General features: G+C 61.1%; 20 protein-coding genes and 1 tRNA gene. 10 read left to right on the top strand and 11 right to left on the bottom strand.

Annotated elements, in window-relative coordinates; all coding sequences use genetic code 11:
* Window positions 1-32: 32 nt before the first annotated feature.
* From ctaD to NKI29_RS01010, 5 genes are all read left to right on the top strand, one after another.
* Window positions 33-1,802: a cytochrome c oxidase subunit I gene (gene ctaD, locus NKI29_RS01030; protein ID WP_352470447.1), complete on the top strand. Its 1,770-nt coding sequence runs from the start codon at window positions 33-35 to the stop codon at window positions 1,800-1,802.
* Window positions 1,799-2,503 (top strand): cytochrome c oxidase subunit 3, encoded by a 705-nt coding sequence (locus tag NKI29_RS01025; RefSeq protein WP_023678902.1) that lies wholly within the window; start codon window positions 1,799-1,801, stop codon window positions 2,501-2,503. Before ctaD ends, NKI29_RS01025 begins: the two co-directional genes overlap by 4 nt.
* A 13-nt stretch (window positions 2,504-2,516) precedes the next feature.
* On the top strand, window positions 2,517-3,239 hold the full coding sequence (locus tag NKI29_RS01020; RefSeq protein WP_023678903.1) for a heme-copper oxidase subunit III family protein: 723 nt from the start codon (window positions 2,517-2,519) through the stop codon (window positions 3,237-3,239).
* Window positions 3,240-3,249: 10 nt separating this feature from the next.
* Window positions 3,250-3,654, top strand: a complete 405-nt coding sequence (locus tag NKI29_RS01015; RefSeq protein ID WP_352795375.1) for a cytochrome C oxidase subunit IV family protein — start codon at window positions 3,250-3,252, stop codon at window positions 3,652-3,654.
* A 144-nt stretch (window positions 3,655-3,798) separates the two neighbouring features.
* Entirely contained in the window at window positions 3,799-4,272 is a 474-nt protein-coding gene (locus NKI29_RS01010; protein ID WP_023678905.1) for an aminoacyl-tRNA deacylase, read from the top strand.
* Between the two features lie 66 nt (window positions 4,273-4,338).
* Here the strand turns inward: NKI29_RS01010 and NKI29_RS01005 are convergent, their stop codons facing one another.
* From NKI29_RS01005 to tig, 5 genes are all read right to left on the bottom strand, one after another.
* Window positions 4,339-5,151, bottom strand: coding sequence for a DUF2189 domain-containing protein (locus NKI29_RS01005; RefSeq protein WP_023678906.1), 813 nt, complete (start codon window positions 5,149-5,151; stop codon window positions 4,339-4,341).
* A gap of 316 nt (window positions 5,152-5,467) precedes the next feature.
* On the bottom strand, window positions 5,468-6,400 hold the full coding sequence (locus NKI29_RS01000) for a heme o synthase (RefSeq protein ID WP_023678907.1): 933 nt from the start codon (window positions 6,398-6,400) through the stop codon (window positions 5,468-5,470).
* Between the two features lie 146 nt (window positions 6,401-6,546).
* Window positions 6,547-6,900, bottom strand: a complete 354-nt coding sequence (locus tag NKI29_RS00995; RefSeq protein WP_502894605.1) for a c-type cytochrome — start codon at window positions 6,898-6,900, stop codon at window positions 6,547-6,549.
* A gap of 212 nt (window positions 6,901-7,112) precedes the next feature.
* The gene (locus NKI29_RS00990; RefSeq protein ID WP_023678909.1) at window positions 7,113-7,634 is read right to left on the bottom strand and encodes a hypothetical protein; all 522 of its coding nucleotides are present in this window, start codon (window positions 7,632-7,634) and stop codon (window positions 7,113-7,115) included.
* Between the two features lie 160 nt (window positions 7,635-7,794).
* Window positions 7,795-9,270 (bottom strand): trigger factor, encoded by a 1,476-nt coding sequence (gene tig / locus NKI29_RS00985; RefSeq protein ID WP_023678910.1) that lies wholly within the window; start codon window positions 9,268-9,270, stop codon window positions 7,795-7,797.
* 343 nt (window positions 9,271-9,613) lie between these two features.
* Between tig and NKI29_RS00980 the strand changes: the two genes are divergently transcribed.
* Window positions 9,614-9,698, top strand: a tRNA-Leu gene (locus NKI29_RS00980).
* A 91-nt stretch (window positions 9,699-9,789) separates the two neighbouring features.
* On the opposite strand, the gene NKI29_RS00975 is transcribed toward NKI29_RS00980, so the two are convergent.
* Both NKI29_RS00975 and NKI29_RS00970 read right to left on the bottom strand, forming a co-directional pair.
* Window positions 9,790-10,374, bottom strand: coding sequence for a GDYXXLXY domain-containing protein (locus tag NKI29_RS00975; protein WP_352587907.1), 585 nt, complete (start codon window positions 10,372-10,374; stop codon window positions 9,790-9,792).
* Window positions 10,371-11,489 carry a DUF2157 domain-containing protein gene (locus NKI29_RS00970; protein WP_352568847.1) on the bottom strand — a complete coding sequence of 373 codons (1,119 nt, stop codon included), beginning with the start codon at window positions 11,487-11,489 and terminating at the stop codon, window positions 10,371-10,373. The genes NKI29_RS00975 and NKI29_RS00970 overlap by 4 nt, the downstream gene beginning before the upstream one ends.
* A gap of 222 nt (window positions 11,490-11,711) precedes the next feature.
* Between NKI29_RS00970 and NKI29_RS00965 the strand changes: the two genes are divergently transcribed.
* From NKI29_RS00965 to trmFO, 3 genes are all read left to right on the top strand, one after another.
* Window positions 11,712-11,852, top strand: coding sequence for a DUF1127 domain-containing protein (locus NKI29_RS00965; protein WP_023678913.1), 141 nt, complete (start codon window positions 11,712-11,714; stop codon window positions 11,850-11,852).
* Between the two features lie 48 nt (window positions 11,853-11,900).
* Window positions 11,901-12,041, top strand: a complete 141-nt coding sequence (locus NKI29_RS00960) for a DUF1127 domain-containing protein (RefSeq protein WP_023678914.1) — start codon at window positions 11,901-11,903, stop codon at window positions 12,039-12,041.
* Between the two features lie 374 nt (window positions 12,042-12,415).
* Window positions 12,416-13,825 (top strand): methylenetetrahydrofolate--tRNA-(uracil(54)-C(5))-methyltransferase (FADH(2)-oxidizing) TrmFO, encoded by a 1,410-nt coding sequence (trmFO, locus tag NKI29_RS00955; RefSeq protein ID WP_352568848.1) that lies wholly within the window; start codon window positions 12,416-12,418, stop codon window positions 13,823-13,825.
* A gap of 26 nt (window positions 13,826-13,851) precedes the next feature.
* Here the strand turns inward: trmFO and NKI29_RS00950 are convergent, their stop codons facing one another.
* Genes NKI29_RS00950 through yajC form a run of 4 tightly spaced genes read right to left on the bottom strand, consistent with a single transcriptional unit; the run spans window position 13,852 to window position 18,055 of the window.
* Window positions 13,852-14,679, bottom strand: a complete 828-nt coding sequence (locus NKI29_RS00950) for a phytoene/squalene synthase family protein (protein ID WP_502896624.1) — start codon at window positions 14,677-14,679, stop codon at window positions 13,852-13,854.
* Window positions 14,680-14,704: 25 nt separating this feature from the next.
* Window positions 14,705-15,094 carry an Mth938-like domain-containing protein gene (locus NKI29_RS00945; RefSeq protein ID WP_352568849.1) on the bottom strand — a complete coding sequence of 130 codons (390 nt, stop codon included), beginning with the start codon at window positions 15,092-15,094 and terminating at the stop codon, window positions 14,705-14,707.
* A gap of 15 nt (window positions 15,095-15,109) precedes the next feature.
* Window positions 15,110-17,662 carry a protein translocase subunit SecDF gene (gene secDF / locus NKI29_RS00940; RefSeq protein ID WP_352568850.1) on the bottom strand — a complete coding sequence of 851 codons (2,553 nt, stop codon included), beginning with the start codon at window positions 17,660-17,662 and terminating at the stop codon, window positions 15,110-15,112.
* Between the two features lie 51 nt (window positions 17,663-17,713).
* A complete protein-coding gene (gene yajC, locus NKI29_RS00935; protein WP_352451381.1) occupies window positions 17,714-18,055 on the bottom strand; it encodes a preprotein translocase subunit YajC in 342 nt (113 codons plus the stop codon).
* A gap of 292 nt (window positions 18,056-18,347) precedes the next feature.
* On the opposite strand from yajC, the gene NKI29_RS00930 reads away from it, so the two are divergent.
* A complete protein-coding gene (locus NKI29_RS00930) occupies window positions 18,348-19,223 on the top strand; it encodes an ATP-binding protein (RefSeq protein ID WP_352568851.1) in 876 nt (291 codons plus the stop codon).
* The last annotated feature ends 55 nt before the right edge of the window (window positions 19,224-19,278 follow it).

The raw sequence follows: 19,278 nt of genomic DNA, 5'->3' as shown, positions 1-19,278 counted from the left end.
GGGCTGGCCGAAAAGGGCACGGAGGTGTTCCTATGGTCGATATCACACCTGCAGATGCGGTACCGCCGGCCGAAGTCGCGGAAATGGAACTCTACCATCCGCACAGCTGGTGGACGAAATACGTTTTCTCGCAGGACGCCAAGGTCATCGCCATCCAGTATTCGGCGACGGCGACAGCGATCGGCATGGTCGCGCTGGTGCTATCCTGGCTGATGCGGCTGCAACTCGGCTTCCCCGGCACATTCGACTTCATCACCCCGGAAGCCTACTACCAGTTCATCACCATGCACGGCATGATCATGGTGATCTACCTGCTCACGGCACTCTTCCTGGGCGGCTTCGGCAACTATCTGATCCCGTTGATGGTTGGTGCTCGCGACATGGTCTTTCCCTATGTCAACATGCTGAGCTACTGGATCTATCTGCTCGCCGTGCTGGTCCTGGTGTCGAGCTTCTTTGCGCCCGGCGGACCGACGGGTGCCGGCTGGACGCTCTATCCGCCGCAGGCGATCATGACCGGTACGCCAGGCGGCCAGGACTGGGGCATCATCCTGATGCTCGTCTCGCTGATCCTGTTCATCGTCGGCTTTACCATGGGCGGCTTGAACTATGTCGTGACGGTGCTGCAGGGGCGCACGCGCGGCATGACGCTGATGCGCCTTCCGCTTACTGTCTGGGGTATTTTCACCGCCACCGTCATGGCGCTGCTCGCCTTCCCGGCGCTGTTCGTTGCTTGCGTGATGATGCTGCTCGACCGGGCGCTCGGCACCAGCTTCTTCATGCCGGCGATCGTCGAGATGGGCGAACAGTTGCAGCACGGCGGCGGCAGCCCGATCCTGTTCCAGCATCTGTTCTGGTTCTTCGGCCATCCGGAGGTCTACATCGTGGCGCTTCCGGCCTTCGGCATCGTATCCGACCTGATCAGCACCCACGCGCGCAAGAACATCTTCGGCTACCGCATGATGGTCTGGGCCATCGTCGGCATCGGCGCGCTGAGCTTCGTGGTCTGGGCGCACCACATGTATGTCAGTGGCATGCATCCCTATTTCGGCTTTTTCTTCGCCACAACGACATTGATCATCGCCGTCCCAACAGCCATCAAGGTCTACAATTGGGTGCTGACGCTGTGGCGCGGCGACATCCACCTCACCATACCGATGCTTTTTGCCTTGGCCTTCATCGTCACCTTCGTCAATGGCGGGTTGACTGGGCTATTTCTTGGCAATGTCGTCGTCGACGTTCCGCTATCGGACACGATGTTCGTCGTCGCCCATTTCCATATGGTCATGGGGGTTGCCCCGATCATCGTAATCTTCGGCGCGATCTATCACTGGTATCCGAAGGTCACCGGCCGGATGCTGAACGAGACACTGGGCCGGTTCCATTTCTGGGTCACCTTCCTCGGCGCCTATCTGATCTTCTTTCCCATGCACTATCTCGGCTTGATGGGCGTGCCGCGGCGGTACAACGAATTGACCGACATGACGATCATGACGGAATCGGCCCATCACCTGAACTCGTTTATCAGCATCATGGCTTTTATAGTCGGTTTTGCTCAGATTGTGTTTCTGTTCAATCTCATCTGGAGCATCCGCCATGGCCGTGAGGCTGGCGGCAATCCGTGGCGGGCAACGACGCTCGAGTGGCAGACGCCCGAAACACCGCCCGCCCACGGCAATTTCGGCAAGGATCTGCCGATCGTCTATCGCTGGGCCTATGACTACAGCGTACCGGGAGCCAAGGAGGACTTCATACCGCAAAACGTTCCGGGCTCCTTCGCGCCCTCCAGGGAGCCGGCATGAGCGTAATCCTGGTCTTCCTGCTCGTGATCGCCGGTATTGCCGGGTGGTGGCTTTCCCATCAGCGGCTAATGACGAAACCGTGGCTCGAGCAAGGTATGATCGGGGATTTTGTCGCTCTGGACCGATCGGCGCTGCCGACCGCAAAGATCGGTCTCGGCGTCTTCCTTGCCGTCGTCGGCTGCCTGTTCGCGCTGTTCACCAGTGCTTATTTCATGCGCATGGCGCTGTCGGATTGGCGGCCGCTGCCCATCCCGCCCCTGCTCTGGCTTAACACCGGCGTACTGGTCTTGAGCAGCATTGCGATACAGTGCGCTTCGCTCGCGGCGCGCAAGGGTCAAGTGGACATGGTCAGGCTTGGCCTCGCCACCGCTGGACTCACGGCGCTCGTCTTCCTGATTGGACAGCTTGTGGCATGGCGGGAACTGAGTGCGGACGGCTATTTTCTGGCATCCAATCCGGCCAACAGCTTCTTCTACCTGCTAACGGGAATGCATGGCCTGCATATACTGGGAGGACTGGTCGGGCTGGGCAGAACGAGCGTCGGCGCCTGGAACGGAGCGCAGCCGCAGCGGCTTCGCCTCAGTGTCGAGCTGTGCGCCATGTACTGGCATTTCCTGCTTTTCGTCTGGCTCGCCATCTTTGCGCTTCTGGCCGGCTGGGCTTCGACTTTAATCGACATTTGCCGAGGGTTGCTGACCTAGGAGGAACGGGCGGATGGCAGAGACGACACTGGCCCACATCGGCCGAACAGAGCCGCGGCCCGCAGGCTGGCAAGGCATCGCCGCCGACTGGTCCTCGGATCAGCGGGCGTTCAAAAACGTGTCCTGGGGCAAGGCCATGATGTGGATCTTCCTGCTCAGCGACACGTTCATCTTCGGCTGCTTCCTGCTCTCCTACATGACCGCGCGTATCTCAACACGCGTGCCGTGGCCCAATCCGAGCGAGGTCTTCGCCCTGCGCATCGGCGGCTCCGACATTCCACTGATCCTTATCGCCATCATGACCTTCGTGCTGATCTCGAGCAGCGGAACGATGGCCATGGCGGTCAATTTCGGCTACCGCCGCGACCGCCGCAAGACGGCAGTGCTGATGCTCTTGACCGCAGCACTCGGCGCGACCTTCGTCGGCATGCAGGCCTTCGAATGGACCAAGCTGATTACCGAGGGCGTGCGGCCTTGGGGCAATCCCTGGGGCGCTGCCCAGTTCGGCGCATCCTTTTTCATGATCACCGGCTTCCACGGCACGCACGTGACGATCGGCGTGATCTTCCTGATCATCGTGGCGCGAAAGGTCTGGCGCGGGGATTACGATGTCGGACGGCCCGGCTTCTTCACCAGCCGAAGGGGCCGCTACGAGAACGTCGAAATCATGGGGCTTTACTGGCATTTCGTCGACCTGGTCTGGGTGTTCATTTTCGCATTTTTCTATCTTTGGTGAGAGGCAGGACATGGCTGAAGCAACCGCAAACGGCCTGGGACAACACGCACTGGACAGCGCCCGTACCCATGATGCGACGACGACCGGCGTTACCCCGGCGGAGGTTCATCAGGAGCACCCGATCAAGCTCTATCTGGTGGTCTGGGCGTGGTTGTTCATCCTCAGCACCTGCTCCTATCTGGTCGACTATTTCGGTCTCCACGGCTATCTCAGATGGTCGCTGATCCTGATCTTCATGATCCTCAAGGCAGGACTGATCGTCGCCATCTTCATGCACATGGCCTGGGAACGGCTGGCACTGGCATATGCAATTATCCTGCCGCCGGTGCTGGTTCTGGTGTTCGTGACGATGATGGTCTTCGAAGCGGACTACACGCTTTTCACCCGAATGGCGTTTTTCGGGGCCGGGCCCTGACATGCAATCCGGATCCAGGCCGTCCGGTCCTGGAGCCTTCGCCTTGAAACAATCCACGACTGGTCCATTTCTGTTGGTATCGGAAACGACAGGCGATGCCGGCGTTTCCACATGCGTCGCGAACACCAGCAAGGGGCGCCCAAGATGACCATCGCAAACAGACTGAAGGACTTCATCGATAGGAAAGGAATTTCCTACGACACCGTCGAGCATCACCGCACGGCGACAAGCAGACAATCCGCCATTGCGGCACATGTGCCTGGCAGCATAATGGCCAAATCGGTGGTCGTTCACCACGACCGTGGCTACGCGCTCGCCGTGGTTCCAAGCACGCACAGGATAGAACTCGCGACATTGCAGGATGTCATGGACAAGCCTCTTGGACTTGCCTCCGAAGACGAGGTGGTCTCGTTGTTCGGCGATTGCGATGTCGGCGCTGTGCCGCCGATCGGCGCTGCCTATGATGTGCCAGTGGTCCTCGATGAAAGCCTCGGCGACGCTCCCGAAGTCTATTTCGAGGGCGGTGACCATAGGACGCTGGTGCATGTGAGCGGCAAGGATTTCCGCGACCTGACAAAGGACGCGCGCCAGGCCCGTTTCAGCCACCCGGCCTATTGAAAGCTCTGCCCCACCCTGCCCGCACCGGCACTTTCACCGGTGCGCGCAGGGCAGGTTTTTTTCAGCTCACGGTCTGGTGGCCGGCGGCGATTCCACAACTTTCCGATAGACATGCCAGGTCGCATGACCAAGGATCGGCAGCACGACTGCCAACCCGGCGAACACTGGCAGCGAGCCGACGATCAGGGCGACGGCGACGATAAGGCCCCACACGGCCATCACGATCGGGTTGGCCAGGACAACGCGCACCGAGGTGTGGATGGCTTCGTAGGCGCCGACATCGCGGTCGAGCAACAACGGGAATGCGACGACCGTGGTGCACAACACAACCGCGGCGAACACGAAGCCGATGGCGTGACCCAGGATGATGAGCGTCCAGCCGCGTCCCGTGGCGAATATTTCACTGATGAAGCTGGACAGCGATTGCGGCGGCGCCGGGCCGAACAGGGTCTGGTAGAATATCTGGGCCGTCAAAAGCCAGGCGATAAAGATCGCAAGCAGCATGACGCCGACCGCTGCAATAGCCGGCAGTGCCGGAGAACTCCTGACTTCAAAGGCGTGCCTCCACGAGGCGTCGAGCCCGGCTTCCCGTCGCCGGCTGATCTCATAGAGGCCGATCGCCGCGAACGGACCAATCAGTGCAAAGCCGGATACAAGCGGAAACAGCAATGGCAGCGTGTTGTTACCTGATGTCCAGACAGCAAGCACGACTCCCGCAATCGGATAGATCAGGCAGAGAAAAACGATGTGCGACGGTTTGACCATGAAATCATCGACGCCACGCCTGAGCGCATCAAAAAGATCGGAGACACCGATTTTTCGAATTCTGGTGTGTTCCAGCGTCTCGCTGGCGCCTGCTATCACGTGAAAGCTTGCCATGACCATTCCTCCAGACCAGGTCCGGTAAGGTCGCGTTTTACGGTGCTGCCGTTCTGCATGATTGGCCCACGCAAACCGCGACCTGCACCATGATCAATATACTCTCATGCGGGGGACTTGTCGCGCTTTGTAGGAAGGCCCGGGAGTAGGAGCTCCCGGGTAGCCTGACTAGCTACGGACGCCGTTCTTCGATATGCTCTTCTAGTCGAAGGTGAAGGTCATGGACGGAAGGACAGTTCTCATACTCGGCCTTGGCGTCATTATTCTGCTGTTGCTGGGATTTTGTGCTCTGCCAACGTGATGTTTTGAGCCGGGGTCAATAGTCGGCTGAAGCGATCACTCGCATTACAATGGTGTCGGCAAGCAACGCCGCAAATATTGCGAAAAGATAGACAATCGAATACGCAAACAGTGCCTTTGCCGGCTTCATCTCCTTGTCGGCGACGAGAACCTTCCAGGCCTGCCAAATGAAACCTGCACCCAACGCGGCTGAAACAGTGCCGTAATATCCGCTCGCGAAGCCGAAGCCCCAAGGAAGCACGCCGATTGGCGCCAAGAGCAGCGAATAGGCGAAGATTTGTTTTCTGGTCGAGTGCTGGCCGGCCACATTCGGCATCATCGGGACCCCCGCCGCGGCATAGTCACCGACCTTGAAAAGGGCCAGCGCCCAGAAATGAGGCGGCGTCCAGAGGAAAATGATCAGAAACAGGATGAGACTTTCAATGCCGATTGCGCCGGTTGCAGCAGCCCACCCGATCACCGGAGGAAGGGCGCCTGCCGCGCCGCCTATGACGATATTCTGTGGCGTCGAGCGCTTCAGCCACATCGTGTAGATAACAACATAGAAAAAGATGGTGAACGCCAACAACGATGCGGCGAGCCACCCCACCAGCACGCCGAGCGTCATGACCGACAGTGCGGAAAGCACCAGACCGAAGCTGAGAGCTTCGCCAGGCGTGACGCGACCGGACGGAATTGGTCGCTTGGACGTGCGAGACATCAAGGCGTCTATGTCTGCGTCGTACCACATATTGAGCGCGCCGGCGGCTCCCGCTCCAACCGCGATTGCGCCGATGGCAATTACGGCGATAACTGGATTCATCACGCCGGGCGCCATCATCAGGCCGACGAAGGCAGTAAACACGGCAAGCGCCATGACGCGTGGCTTCAAAAGCGCAAAGAAATCACCCGCCGTCGCCTCCGAGAGGCGGATGCCGGTATCCTTGAGACGGCTTTCTTCAGTCGACATTCAGACGACCACCGATGGGAATGGCAGCCTAGCCGGCCAATGTCTTTTTTGCAACGAGCCGCCCTCCCACCGACACTGCCGGCAGATTGCGGCCGAGGCTATGCCTCGACCTGTTTGCTATGCCAAGACCCGGCGGAAGAGCCGGGCTATTTGGAGAATTGCTTCAGATAAGCAATGACGTTGGCGATGTCCTCGTCTTTCTTGAGGCCGACAAACGCCATCTTGGTTCCTTTGACCATCGCCTTGGGATCGCGAAGGTAGGTCGTCAGCGTGGCTTCGTCCCATTTAACGCCGGATTTTCCGGCCTCGGTCATAGCCTTGGAATAGCTGAACCCTGGATGCGTGCCGGCCGTTCGGCCGATGACGCCGTTCAAGGACGGACCGATCTTGTTCTGATCCTTGTCCGCGATATGGCAGACCTTGCATTTGGCGAAGACCTTCTCACCCGCCGCGGCATCCTGTGCCCGCGAGGGGCCGGCAATGACGGTGGCGACGGACATGATGATGAAAAACACAATGGCACGCATGGCATTTCCTCCCTGATCGCCAATTTGCCCTGGCTGACCTGCACAGGCCGACATTTAGTCCGCTGGCATGCGCTCTTGAATGGCAGAACGGATATCCAATGCCTGGGGTTGCGGCACCTACATACCACAGAACCCGGCCGGCAGGTAGAGTTCGGCCATGCAAAGGTTTAATGCGGACAATCTGCTCAAGGCAATTTGGTGTTGCAGCTGGCGGCGATCCGGCCGATCGCCTCTTCAACTCCGGTGAGGTCAAACTCGGCTTTGCCGCGCCCCGACAGCAGCCCGAACCGCCAGGACAGCAGCAGCCGGTCCGCGGAAATCAGTCGCCTGATGCCGTCGGCACCGTCGCGGACCAGCATTCTGCTGCGCGGGCCGACCGACCAGCTTTCGTTGAGCTTGCCGGATTGGCCGACAGTCACCGACATGGCGATGGTTCGGCTGGCGGAAACGGTGTCGCTCAGTTGCAGCCATTCGCTCCAACGCGGTTCGCCGGCTGTCCGGCAGGCGATCGTCAAAACCGGGCTGTAGCTCAATGCGCCGCCACCGGTGATGAGCTTGTTGGTCGCGTAAAGCGAGGCGGTGACAAGGCCATCGCTGCTCTTGTCGAACCGCCAGTTGTCGAGAACCGTATCAGCCTGGGCAATGCCGCAGACCGACGCAAGCAGGAACGCCGCCGCCACGCTTCCGATACCGAAGAACTGTCTCAACGATGCCTCCAACAACCGCTGCGGTCAGCAACCCAGCGCAGATAATCATCAAAGCTTCATATCGCTACCTCGACCGCCAGATGCGTGAAATCCGTTGCGTCTGCGCCACAACGAAAAAGGCCGCCTCGAGAAGGCGGCCTTTCGGAATTCAGCAGGGACGTTATTCAGCGTCCTTGGCGGCCTTCTTCTTCGGCGCGGCCTTTTTCTTCGGCTCTTCAGCGTCGTCGTCGGCCTTCTTGGTGTCCGCTTTTTTCGCAGCCGCCTTCTTCGCCGGCTTGGCCTTGGTTGTCTCCGTATCCTCGTCGTCGGCCAGCAGCTCTTCCTTGCTGACCTTGACATCGGTGACCGAAATCTGGCCGAGCAGATGGTCAACCACCTTCTCTTCGAACATCGGCGCGCGCAACGTGTTCAGCGCTTCGGGATTATTGCGATAGAATTCGAAGGCTTCCTGCTGCTGGTTGGCCGGATAGCGACGCACCTGCTCGAACAGGCCGCGCTGCAATTCCTCGTCCGTCACGGTGACGCCGGCCTTCTCGCCGATTTCGGCGAGAACCAGGCCGAGACGCACGCGGCGCTCGGCAAGCCGCATGTATTCGGCACGCGCTTCTTCTTCCGTCGTCTCTTCGTCGGCAAAGGTGCGCCCAGCAGCTTCGAGGTCGCGGTTGACCTGGTTCCAGATGTTGTTGAACTCGGCCTCGACGAGCTTGGACGGCGCCTCGAACGAGTAAGCAGCGTCGAGCTGGTCGAGCAACTGCCGCTTGACTTTCTGGCGCGTTATCGAGCCGAACTGGTTCTCGATCTGACCGCGCACCACCTCGCGCAGGCGCTCCAGCGATTCAAGGCCGAGATTTTTGGCCATCTCGTCGTTGATCTCAAGCGCACCGGGCTTCGACACTTCCTTGATCGTCACGTCAAAAGTGGCTTCCTTGCCGGCCAGATGCGCCGCCTGGTAGTTTTCCGGGAAGGTAACCGTGACCTGCTTCTCGTCGCCGGCCTTGCTGCCGACCAGCTGGTCCTCGAAGCCGGGGATGAATTCCTTCGAGCCGAGCACCAGCGGCTGATCGGTGCCGGCGCCGCCGCCGAAGGCTTCGCCGTCGATCTTGCCGACATAATCGATGGTCACGCGATCGCCCTCGGCGGCCTTGCCGGTCTTCGGCTCGTAAGTGCGGGCGGATTCAGCGACACGCTTGACCTGCTCGTCGATCTCTTCATCCGGCACGTCGAACACCTGGCGCGTCACCTTGATGTCGGAGAAATCCTTGATCTCGATCGGCGGAATGACCTCATAGTTCAGGCGGAACTCGAAATCGGCACCGCCTGCCAGGATCTTCTCGGCTTCCTTCTCGTCCTCGGTCATGATCACTTCAGGCTGCATGGCGGCCTTTTCGCCGCGCCCGGTGATGATCGAACGGGTCGAATCATTGAGAATCTCGTTGACCACTTCGGCCATGAATGATTTGCCGTAGACCTTGCGCAGATGCTGCACCGGCACCTTGCCGGGGCGGAAGCCGTTGATGCGGACCTTGTTCCTGGCGTCGGAGAGCCGCGCCATCAGCTTGGCTTCCATGTCACCGGCCGGCACGGTGATCTTGATCTCGCGCTTGAGACCGGAGTTGAGCGTTTCGGTGACCTGCATCATAAAACCTTTGTTTCCACCAATGAGGCCGTCAAACGGCCCCTGCCGTTTACAGCCTGCCGGTATGATCTTGCCGGGAATGGCTTTTGGTGCGGGACTTGGCGATCTGTCCGCTCAACGCGGCACAAATCCTCCAGAAATACGCTCCAAAATGTGAATAAGTCTTTGTTTTTCCTACTTCTTATCACATTCTGCAGAAGCGGATCGTCGCGTCCCGTCACATTCGACACGCCTTTTGTCACAGGCGCGGCCGATTTTCAACCATCTTTGCATTCCGGCCAATGATGCCGATGTGGGCTCTGACATTGACAGAATGATGGCTACATGGGATTGGCCGGGCAATGCGGATGTGGCGGAATTGGTAGACGCCCTGGATTTAGGTTCCAGTGCCGAAAGGCGTGGGGGTTCGAGTCCCTTCATCCGCACCACCCTTCGCTCTTCGAGCTGCAGGTGGCAGGCCACTCGAAGCTCCTCCGAAGCCTTGGCGAAGGAGGATCATTGCCAAGGCCGTAGCGCGATCTAGTAAAGCGGCTCCTCGAACAGTGTCTTGTCGCCATCCACCAGCGCCTTGATCTGCGCCGTGCCGTTCGCCGCAATCGCCACCCGGATGCCGAACGGCCGCACCCGCATGTCGTTCTGGATCGCCATCCCCTCGCCTTCCGGCAGATAGAAGCGCTCGATGCCGTAATCCGGCGCGATCGTCGTTGCTCCCTGGCTGATATTCCAGCCCTCGGAGACGTGTCCGACGATATCGGCTTCATCGGATGCTGCCGGCGCCGGCGCTTGCCCGAACCAAGCCGCGGTCGGCCCCCAATAGCCGTCGGCGCCCTGCTTCAGCCTGACCACGATCGACGTTTCCTCGCTGGAAAGCTTGCCGGCCGGAATGTTGCCGATCAGCTTCACCGGTATGCGCGAAATATCGTAGCCGAGCAGAATGTAGTCACCGCGCAAGAGATCGCGCGGATCGATCGGCTCGACCCTGAGCAGGACCTGCTTGCCATCGCGCAGGATCGCCGCGCGTCCGGCGATGATCCAGCTCAGAAAGCCGATCTGGACGAGCGCCAGGACCAGCGCCGAGATGATCAGTCTTTTGCCGGTCATCATGCCGCCGCTCCTGTCATGTTCGAGGCGTTCATGCGCTTTTCTATGCGGATGATAATGAAAGCAAGAACGGCGAGAAGCACCGCCGCCGCAAGGAAGAAGCCTGCCGTGTCGAGCATTGATTGCAGCATCACCACATAGATGATGGCGAGTTCGAAGGCGAAGCCCGCATAGGCAACCCAGCGCAGTCCCCGGCTCTCGCGGCCGCCCAGCACGATCGCCGCGACGATGCCGGCCAGCGCAACAGCCGAGGCAATGGCGAAGCCGCTATTGTAGCTGCTTTCATCCGCCAGTTCGAATTGGATCATCGCCAGGCCGGTGAGAAAGCCGATCAGCGCGTGCAAGGGCAACCTGCCGCCGAGTTGCAAAACCCTCTCGACCGGCCCGGCAGCAAAGATCGCAGCGGTAAAAAGCAGCACCGACGCGGCAACGAGCGGGATGGCGACTTGCAGCGTGTCGTATTCCATGGCCAACAGCACGAGGTAGAAAAGCACCGACAGGATGATCAGGTGGCGCGCCGCCTGGCTGCGCGTCCAGAACGAAACGGCGAACAGAATTAGCGCCATGACCACGAAGAGATGCGGAAATTCCGTGCGCCGGAAGTAGTCGAACCCTCTCAGGAACAGCCAGGCATCGGCGATGCCGACAGCAGCGACGGTCAGCGGGTTTGAGCGCAGCGCCACCGCCGCCAGCGCCGTGCCGGCGCCCCAGGTGATCAAGGCCGAGGCCTCGTCGCCCGACAAATGATACATCTGGCCGATCAGCGCGATCGATCCGCCGAACGCTGCTGCCGCGACGATCCACAGCGCCTCGCCGATCGCCGCATGGTCGCGCATCTTCAGCACCGCGCCGCCGACATAGCCGGCAAGGATAACGGCAAAAAGTGCCGCGACCCGCACCAGCCGCGGGATGACTTCCCAGTTGGCGGCGATAAAGATCAGGATAGCCGCGCCGAACAGCAGCGCCGCCATCATCGCCAGGATCGAGCCGAAACTCAGCGATTTGCGTTCGTTTGCCTCGACGTCGCGCGTCAGCGCATCGGCTGTCGGCGCGTCGATCAGGCCGGCCTGTTGCCATCGTGCGATATCCGACCTGACCCGTGACGAATAGCTCGCCATGCCCCTCCCCCTTTGCTTGGTCCTTTTAGCTCGTCCGGCCAAGCGTTTGACCTAACGGCATTTTCCGATCTGGGCGGAAAGCCGGACGCGCGTTAATGCTGCATTGCACAATTTGCATTGCTGCCATGCACCAATAGCGCTTTTAAATCGATATGACCCCACCTATTTTCACGGTGCACACAAAGACGGAATGATCCGAAAGAAAGACGAAACGAGACTACCATGAACCTGATCCGCAACTATCGCAACTGGCGCCGCTATAGGGACACCGTGTCCGAGCTGAACCGCCTGAGCACCCGTGAACTGACCGACCTCGGCATCAGCCGCAGCGACATTCACTACGTCGCCCGCAAGGCGGTCTAATCCTTCGGGCCGCAAATGGTCCGAACCAGTTTTGAAAAGAGAACGACAATGAACCTGATCCGCAACTATCGTAACTGGCGCGTCTACCGCGAGACGGTTACCGAGCTGGGTCGCCTGTCGAATCGCCAGCTCAACGATCTCGGCATCGTCCGCGACGAGATCAAGATGGTCGCTCGCAGGGCGATCTAACCACAAGAATTTCGCCAGGGTCGACCTCCTCCCCGACCCTGACGGATACGGTCAGCCTTCACCTCCTCCCGAGGGTTGACCACAAAAACGGCGCCCGCCGGACCTCCTCCCTCGGCGGGCGCTGTTTCCAGGTTGTTTCTAAAAAGGGTTTCGCGCCCTTTCAAATGGCGAAAAGAATTTCGTCAAAGCCGACCTCCTCCCCGGCGATGACGAATACGGTCGATCTTCACCTCCTCCCGAGGATCGACCAACAAAACGACACCCGCCGGACCTCCTCCCCCGGCGGGTGTTGTTGTTTTGGGGCGGCTTCCCCCGTCAGCCATTCTCCCGCGTGGCAATTGCAATCCTTGCGCCAAGCGACTATTTCGGCGCTCATGGACAAGAACCCCATTCACGTTATCGGCGGCGGACTTGCCGGCTCCGAAGCCGCCTGGCAGGCGGCCGAAGCCGGCGTTCCCGTTGTCCTGCATGAAATGCGTCCCGTCCGCGGCACCGATGCGCACAAGACCGACGGGCTGGCCGAGCTCGTCTGTTCCAATTCCTTCCGCTCCGACGATGCGCAAACCAATGCCGTCGGCCTGCTGCACGCCGAAATGCGGCTGGCTGGTTCGCTGATCATGAGCGCCGGCGATGCTCACCAGGTGCCGGCCGGCGGTGCGCTGGCCGTCGACCGCGACGGGTTTTCCGAAGCGGTGACCAGAAAGCTCGAAGCCCACCCGCTCATCACCATTCGGCGCGAGGAAATGCCGGGCCTGCCGCCGGCGGATTGGGACCAGGCGATCGTTGCCACCGGCCCGCTGACCGCGCCTTCGCTCGCCCAATCGATTGCGGAAGCAACCGGCGCCGACGCACTCGCCTTCTTCGATGCCATCGCGCCGATCGTCCATTTCGACACGATCGACATGGATATCTGCTGGTTCCAGTCGCGCTACGACAAGGTCGGCCCCGGCGGCACCGGCAAGGATTACATCAACTGCCCGATGGACAAGGAGCAGTACCTTGCCTTCGTGCAGGCGCTGGTCGACGGCCAGAAAACCGAATTCAAGCAATGGGAAGGCACGCCCTATTTCGACGGCTGCCTGCCGATCGAGGTGATGGCCGAGCGCGGCGTCGAGACATTGCGCTACGGGCCGATGAAGCCGATGGGACTGACCAATGCGCATAATCCGTCTGTAAAGGCGTATGCCGTCGTCCAGCTCCGCCAGGACAATGCGCTGGGTACGCTCTACAATATGGTCGGCTTCCAGACCAAGCTGAAGCACGCCGAGCAGGTGCGCATATTCCGCACCATCCCCGGGCTGGAAAACGCCGAATTTGCCCGCCTAGGCGGCCTGCACCGCAACACCTACATCAATTCGCCGACGCTGCTCGACGCGTCGCTGCAGTTGAAGTCGCGACCCGGCCTGCGCTTTGCCGGCCAGATCACCGGCTGCGAGGGCTACGTCGAGAGCGCCGCCATCGGTCTGCTTGCCGGGCGCTTTGCCGCCGCCGAAAGGCTTGGCCACGCGCCGTCGCTGCCGCCCTTGACCACCGCCTTCGGCGCCTTGCTCAACCACATCACCGGCGGCCATATTGTCTCCGACGACGAGCCGGGAAAGCGCTCCTTCCAGCCGATGAACGTCAATTTCGGTCTGTTCCCGCCCGTGGACGCGCCAAAGATCGAGGGCAAGCGGCTGCGCGGCAAGGACAAGACGGTTGCCAAGCGGCACGCCGTGACATCGCGCGCGCTCGCCGACTGCCGCGAATGGCTGGGGCTGCCTTCCCAGGCCGAAGCTGCGGAATAACGATCAGGTTGGCTACGCGGCAGCCTCTATGCGACCGGCCAGCCCCGCGTCGCGCGCCGGAACAAGAGCAAATGCCGGCGCAAGGCCGAAAGCCGCACCGCGCCATCAAGCGGTGAGTGGCGGGAGCCCTCCATCTTGCCGAGATACGCGCCCGTCAGAGCCAGCGGCAGAAAGGCCGGACGCAGTGAAACCGGCAGGGTGGACGCCCCCTGCTCGAAAGCGGAAAGATGCTCGCGTGCCAGCGCGATCATCGCGGCAACGGCGCGTTCCGCGCCCGGCCCGCCGTCGCCTGTAACGAATTCTTGCGGCGAGGATCCCGCCGCTGCCAAAATGTCGGCCGGGACAAAGCACTGTCCCCGCTTGCGATGCAGCGGCAGCAGAAGCAGCAGACCGGTCATCGCCTGCGCACAACCTGCCCTGCCGGCAAGTTCGGCAAAGCGCGGTGCTTCGGCCGGATCGAGCACGATCGCCGCAAGCTGGATGAGCGCGGCGGCAGTCTCGCCGCAATAGCCTTCGAGATCGGTGCGCGACGGCATCGGGTCGTCATAGAGATCGAAGACGCGCGCTTCGAGCATATTGTCGAAAGCGGCCTTGGGCAGGCGGTGAGTGGAAATCGTCGCCTTCAGCGCGTCCGCCACGGGAGGGCCAATCTCTGCCTCATCCTCTTCGGCGGCGATGACATCGCGCCACCATTGCAGCCGGACCTCGCCCGGCAGCGCTTCGCGGATGCGATCGCGTATGCCGGCAATTTCGGCGTTGAAGGCATAGAGCGAAAACAGCGCGTCCCGCTTGTCTTCGGGCGCGTAGAGCGCGGTCAGATAGCGGTCATGATCGGCGGCGCGCACCGTCTCCATGACGACTTTGGTGTTTTCGGCCACGTCAGTCGACGGCGAGGAGTGCTGCCGCCACGGCGCGGTCTTCAGCCAGCAGCACATTATAGGTCCGCACCGCCGCCCCGGTCGACATCGGATCGGCGGAAATGCCGGCGTCCTTCAGCGCGGCACGCAGCGCGGTCGGCAACGGCCTCAGATCCTTGCCGCTGCCGACCAGCAGGATCTCGACCTTGGCGGCCTCGTTGAACAGCTTGGTGAAATCCGCTGCCGTCAGCGCCAACGGATCGGCCGGCTCCCAGCCATAGATGCCAGAAGGCAGGCACAGCAGCGAGCCGCGATGCGACATGTCGGCAAAGCGGAAACCGCCATTGCCGTAAGCCTCGATCGGTGCGCGGCCGGGGAAATGCGCCTCGCGGATGACGATGCCCTTGGCCACTTTTGAGGCAAGCCGTCAGGTGGCTATGGCTTTGCCGCCGCCCACCGGCTTTTCCTCATCGGACGCTGTGGCCTGCGGCCGCAGCTTGAACAGGATAAGCAGTGGCGCGGCGATAAAGATCGACGAATAGGTGCCGAACACGACGCCGAACAGCATGGCCATGGTGAACGAGCGGATCACCTCGCCGCCGAACAGCACCAGCGCCAGCAGCGCCAGGATCGTCGTCACCGAGGTCAGCGTCGTCCTCGACAGCGTCTCGTTGATGGCGTTGTTCAGCAATTGCGGCAGCGGCATTCGCTTGTATTTTCGCAGATCCTCGCGAACACGGTCATAGACGACGATCGTATCGTTGAGCGAATAACCGATGATAGTGAGGATCGCCGCCAGCGACGACTGGTTGAATTCGAGGCCGGTGATGACGAAGAAGCCGATCGTCATGACCACGTCGTGAACGGTCGCAACGATGGCGCCGACCGCGAACTGCCATTCGAAGCGGAACCAGACATAGATCAGGATGCCGAGCAGCGCGACCAGCATGGCAATGGTGCCTTGCTTGGCAAGCTCGCCCGAGACCGTCGGCCCGACCACTTCGACGCGGCGGAAATCATACTGGTCCTGCAGCTCGCCGCGCACTTTGTCGATGACGGTCTGTTCGGCGTTCTCGCCGCCCTCCTGCGTGCCGACGCGGATCAGCACGTCGTTCGGTTCGCCGAACTGCTGAACCTGCACCTCGCCGATGTTGAGTTCCGTCAGCCTGCCGCGGATGTCGGCGAGATCAGCATTGCCGGTCTTGGCCTGCACCTCGATCAGTGAGCCGCCCTTGAAATCGATGCCGTAATTGATGTCGATGGTCATGAAGCCGATGACCGACAGCACCGAAAGCACGCTGGACAGTGTGAACGTCCAGCGGCGGATGCCCATGAACGGAATTTTCGTTCCCGGCGGAATGAAGGTCACCGGCGCGCGCGGCAACTCCTTCGGACGGGCCCGGCGAAGCCAGATCGACACCAGCAGGCGGGTGAAGGTGAAGGCGGTGAAGACCGTGGTCAGGATGCCGATGGCATAGGTGACGGCAAAGCCCTTCACCGGCCCGGTTCCGAGCCAGAACAGCACCACGGTTGCGATCAGCGAGGTCACGTTGGAATCGACGATGGTCGCCAGCGCCTTGCTGAAACCGGTATCGATCGCCTGAATGACCGAGCGGCCGGCACGTCGCTCCTCGCGGATGCGTTCATAGATGAGGACGTTCGAATCGACCGCCATGCCGATGGTCAGCACGATACCGGCGATACCAGGTAGGGTCAGCGTCGCTCCAAGCAGCGACAGCAGCCCGACGATCATCGCAACATGCACCGCCAGCGCGATGTTGGCGAGGAAGCCGAGGAAACCATAGGCGACGAACATGAACGCCACCACCAGGATTGACCCGATGATGCCGGCGACCTTGCCGGCATGGATGGAGTCCTGGCCGAGGCCAGGGCCAACCGTGCGCTCCTCGATCACGGTGAGGGTCGCCGGCAAAGCGCCGGCACGCAGCAGCACGGCGAGGTCGTTGGCGCTCTCGGCAGTAAAATTGCCCGAGATTTGGCCGCTGCCGCCAAGGATCGGTTCGCGGATCTGCGGCGCCGAAATCACCTGATTGTCGAGGATGATGGCGAACAGCTTGCCGACATTCTGCGATGTCGCCTGGCCGAACCGCGTCGCTCCCCTGGAATTGAAGGTGAACGAAACCACCGGCTCGTTGGTCTGGGAGTTATAGGTCGCACTCGCTTTGTCGAGGTCTTCACCCGAGACGATGACGCGGTTCTCGATCAGATAGGGAACGGGCGGATCGTCCTGCGAATAGAGCACCGAGGACCCCGCCGGCGGGCGGCCCTTGAGCGCATCCTGCACCGGCATCGACTGGTCGACCATCTGGAAGGTCAGCTTGGCGGTCTGGCCGAGGATCTCCTTCAGCCGCTGCGGATCCTGCAGGCCCGGCACTTGGACCAGAACGCGATCGTCGCCCTGCCTTTGCACGATCGGCTCGGTGGTGCCGAGCTCGTTGACGCGGCGACCGACGACCTCGATCGACTGCGTCAGCGCCGCCGAGGTGCGGTATTTGATGCCGGCATCGGTGACGGTGAACTTGAGCAGGCCGGGCTGGGATTCATCCAGTGTCATCTCCCGGATGGAGCCGCCGCTGAACAGGCCAGCTTGCACCGGATCGGTTAATGTCTTCAACGCATTCTTGGCGGCATCGACCTGATTGGCATCGGTGATGCGGACCTGAACGCTGCGGCCCGATCCGGAAAGGCCGGTATAGCCGACCTTGGCATTGCGCAGCAGCGTTCGAATTTCGTCGCGCGTCGTCTCCAGCTGGTCCTTGATCAGATCGTTCGGATCCATCCTGAGCAGGATGTGCGAGCCGCCCTGCAGGTCGAGGCCGAGCGTCATCTGCCGCTTCGGCACCCAGTCGGGCAACTTGGCCAGCGTGCTGGCGGAAAAAAGGTTGGGCGCAGCGAGGACCACTGTGGCGGCCACGGCCAGCCAGATCAGGATCATCTTGAAGCGCGAAAAATAAAGCATATGGCGTCGTCCGTCAGGGCGTACTGGCGGATCGTTCCGCCGACAATTCGGTTATTTCTTGGCGTTCTGGTTCGCCACCGGCTCGCCCTTGACGCGCACGTCGGCGATCGTCGAGCGCAGCGCCGTCACCTTGGTGCCGCCGCCAAGGTCGATCTCCAGCTCGTTATCGTCGATCACCTTGGTCACCTTGCCGACCAAGCCGCCGCCGGTGACAACGGTATCGCCGCGACGAACCGCCGCCAGCATCTCGCCGCGCTTCTTTAGCTGCGTGCGCTGCGGCCGGATGATCAGAAAATACATGATCACGAAAATCAGAGCAAACGGCACGATCTGGATAAACATTGCGGACGAGTCCCCGCCGATGCCTTGGGCGTATGCCGGTGTCACGAACATCGAGGTACTCCTGAATTTTAAAAACAGCCGCCAAACCGTTCTGGGAATTTGACGGCCCCGCCAAATTTGGCCGGAATATAGTCGGTAACGTTGCCAATGCAACTGCGCGGCCGGGCAAATCGGCTGCTTTTCCGGCCTGGTGAGCCGTGTTAGAGGGTGATCCCCAAAAGCGACGCTCGGTTTCCGCAAAAGATCATGCCCGAACAAATGCTTGGGACGAGTTTCGAAACCGCTGAAATCAGGTAGGTTGGCCTGCCGCACCATCCTGAAAGCGAAACAAAAAAGACATGAGATGACCGACAGCACCATCGATATCCTGAGCCAGAAGCTCGACCGCCTGATCGAGGCGGTCGCCCGCCTCGCCCCACCACCGGTGCCGCAAACCGACCTCGGCGAGGCCGATTGCTTCGTCTGGCAGGCCGATCCCGGCTATCTGGAGCCGGTGCGCAAGGTCAACCGCGTCGACATCGGCCTGATCCGCGGCGTCGACCGCGTCCGCGACATATTGGTCGACAACACCGAGCGCTTCGCCTCCGGCTACGCTGCCAACAACGTGCTGTTGTGGGGCGCGCGCGGCATGGGCAAATCGTCGCTGGTCAAGGCGGTGCACGCCGCGGTCAACGCTTCGGCCAAGCTCGACCTGCCGCTCAAGCTTATCGAGATCCATCGCGAAGACATCGACACGCTGCCGAAGCTGATGGGACTGCTGAAGGCGGCACCCTTCCGCTTCATCCTGTTTTGCGACGACCTGTCATTCGACCACGACGACACGTCCTATAAATCGCTGAAGGCAGCTCTTGAAGGCGGCGTCGAGGGCCGCCCGGCCAACGTCATCTTCTACGCCACCTCGAACCGGCGGCATCTGTTGCCGCGCGACATGATCGACAATGAGCGCTCGACGGCGATCAATCCGTCGGAAGCGGTCGAGGAAAAGGTTTCGCTGTCGGACCGTTTCGGCCTGTGGCTTGGCTTCCACAAATGTTCGCAGGACGAATATCTCGACATGATCGACGGCTATGTCCGCCATCACAGTCTCGCCATCGATCCCGAGACGCTGCGCGCCGAGGCGCTGGAATGGGCGACGACGCGCGGCAGCCGTTCGGGCCGCGTCGCCTGGCAGTTCACCCAGGATCTGGCAGGCCGGCTCGGCAAATCGCTGAAGGATTAGCCGCTCAAGGACTAACAGCAGAAGAAGCCCGCACCTTGCGGAGCGGACTTCCTCG

The sequence above is a fragment of the Mesorhizobium sp. M0678 genome, from assembly GCF_040320505.1.
GTDB lineage: Bacteria > Pseudomonadota > Alphaproteobacteria > Rhizobiales > Rhizobiaceae > Mesorhizobium.
Note: the sequence above shows the minus strand (reverse complement) of the source record. Positions and strands in the feature narration are given on the sequence as shown.

Excerpts from the sequence above, each read along its gene's own strand:
- NKI29_RS00975 (WP_352587907.1), bottom strand. The coding sequence starts at position 10,374 with ATGATGACCGGCAAAAGACTGATCATCTCGGCGCTGGTCCTGGCGCTC.
- NKI29_RS01020 (WP_023678903.1), top strand. The coding sequence starts at position 2,517 with ATGGCAGAGACGACACTGGCCCACATCGGCCGAACAGAGCCGCGGCCC.
- ctaD (WP_352470447.1), top strand. The coding sequence starts at position 33 with ATGGTCGATATCACACCTGCAGATGCGGTACCGCCGGCCGAAGTCGCG.
- NKI29_RS01025 (WP_023678902.1), top strand. The coding sequence starts at position 1,799 with ATGAGCGTAATCCTGGTCTTCCTGCTCGTGATCGCCGGTATTGCCGGG.
- NKI29_RS01000 (WP_023678907.1), bottom strand. The coding sequence starts at position 6,400 with ATGTCGACTGAAGAAAGCCGTCTCAAGGATACCGGCATCCGCCTCTCG.
- NKI29_RS01005 (WP_023678906.1), bottom strand. The coding sequence starts at position 5,151 with ATGGCAAGCTTTCACGTGATAGCAGGCGCCAGCGAGACGCTGGAACAC.
- NKI29_RS01015 (WP_352795375.1), top strand. The coding sequence starts at position 3,250 with ATGGCTGAAGCAACCGCAAACGGCCTGGGACAACACGCACTGGACAGC.
- trmFO (WP_352568848.1), top strand. The coding sequence starts at position 12,416 with ATGGACAAGAACCCCATTCACGTTATCGGCGGCGGACTTGCCGGCTCC.
- NKI29_RS00995 (WP_502894605.1), bottom strand. The coding sequence starts at position 6,900 with ATGTCCGTCGCCACCGTCATTGCCGGCCCCTCGCGGGCACAGGATGCC.
- NKI29_RS00950 (WP_502896624.1), bottom strand. The coding sequence starts at position 14,679 with ATGGAGACGGTGCGCGCCGCCGATCATGACCGCTATCTGACCGCGCTC.
- NKI29_RS00965 (WP_023678913.1), top strand. The coding sequence starts at position 11,712 with ATGAACCTGATCCGCAACTATCGCAACTGGCGCCGCTATAGGGACACC.
- tig (WP_023678910.1), bottom strand. The coding sequence starts at position 9,270 with ATGCAGGTCACCGAAACGCTCAACTCCGGTCTCAAGCGCGAGATCAAG.
- yajC (WP_352451381.1), bottom strand. The coding sequence starts at position 18,055 with ATGTTCGTGACACCGGCATACGCCCAAGGCATCGGCGGGGACTCGTCC.
- NKI29_RS00960 (WP_023678914.1), top strand. The coding sequence starts at position 11,901 with ATGAACCTGATCCGCAACTATCGTAACTGGCGCGTCTACCGCGAGACG.
- NKI29_RS01010 (WP_023678905.1), top strand. The coding sequence starts at position 3,799 with ATGACCATCGCAAACAGACTGAAGGACTTCATCGATAGGAAAGGAATT.
- NKI29_RS00930 (WP_352568851.1), top strand. The coding sequence starts at position 18,348 with ATGACCGACAGCACCATCGATATCCTGAGCCAGAAGCTCGACCGCCTG.
- secDF (WP_352568850.1), bottom strand. The coding sequence starts at position 17,662 with ATGCTTTATTTTTCGCGCTTCAAGATGATCCTGATCTGGCTGGCCGTG.
- NKI29_RS00970 (WP_352568847.1), bottom strand. The coding sequence starts at position 11,489 with ATGGCGAGCTATTCGTCACGGGTCAGGTCGGATATCGCACGATGGCAA.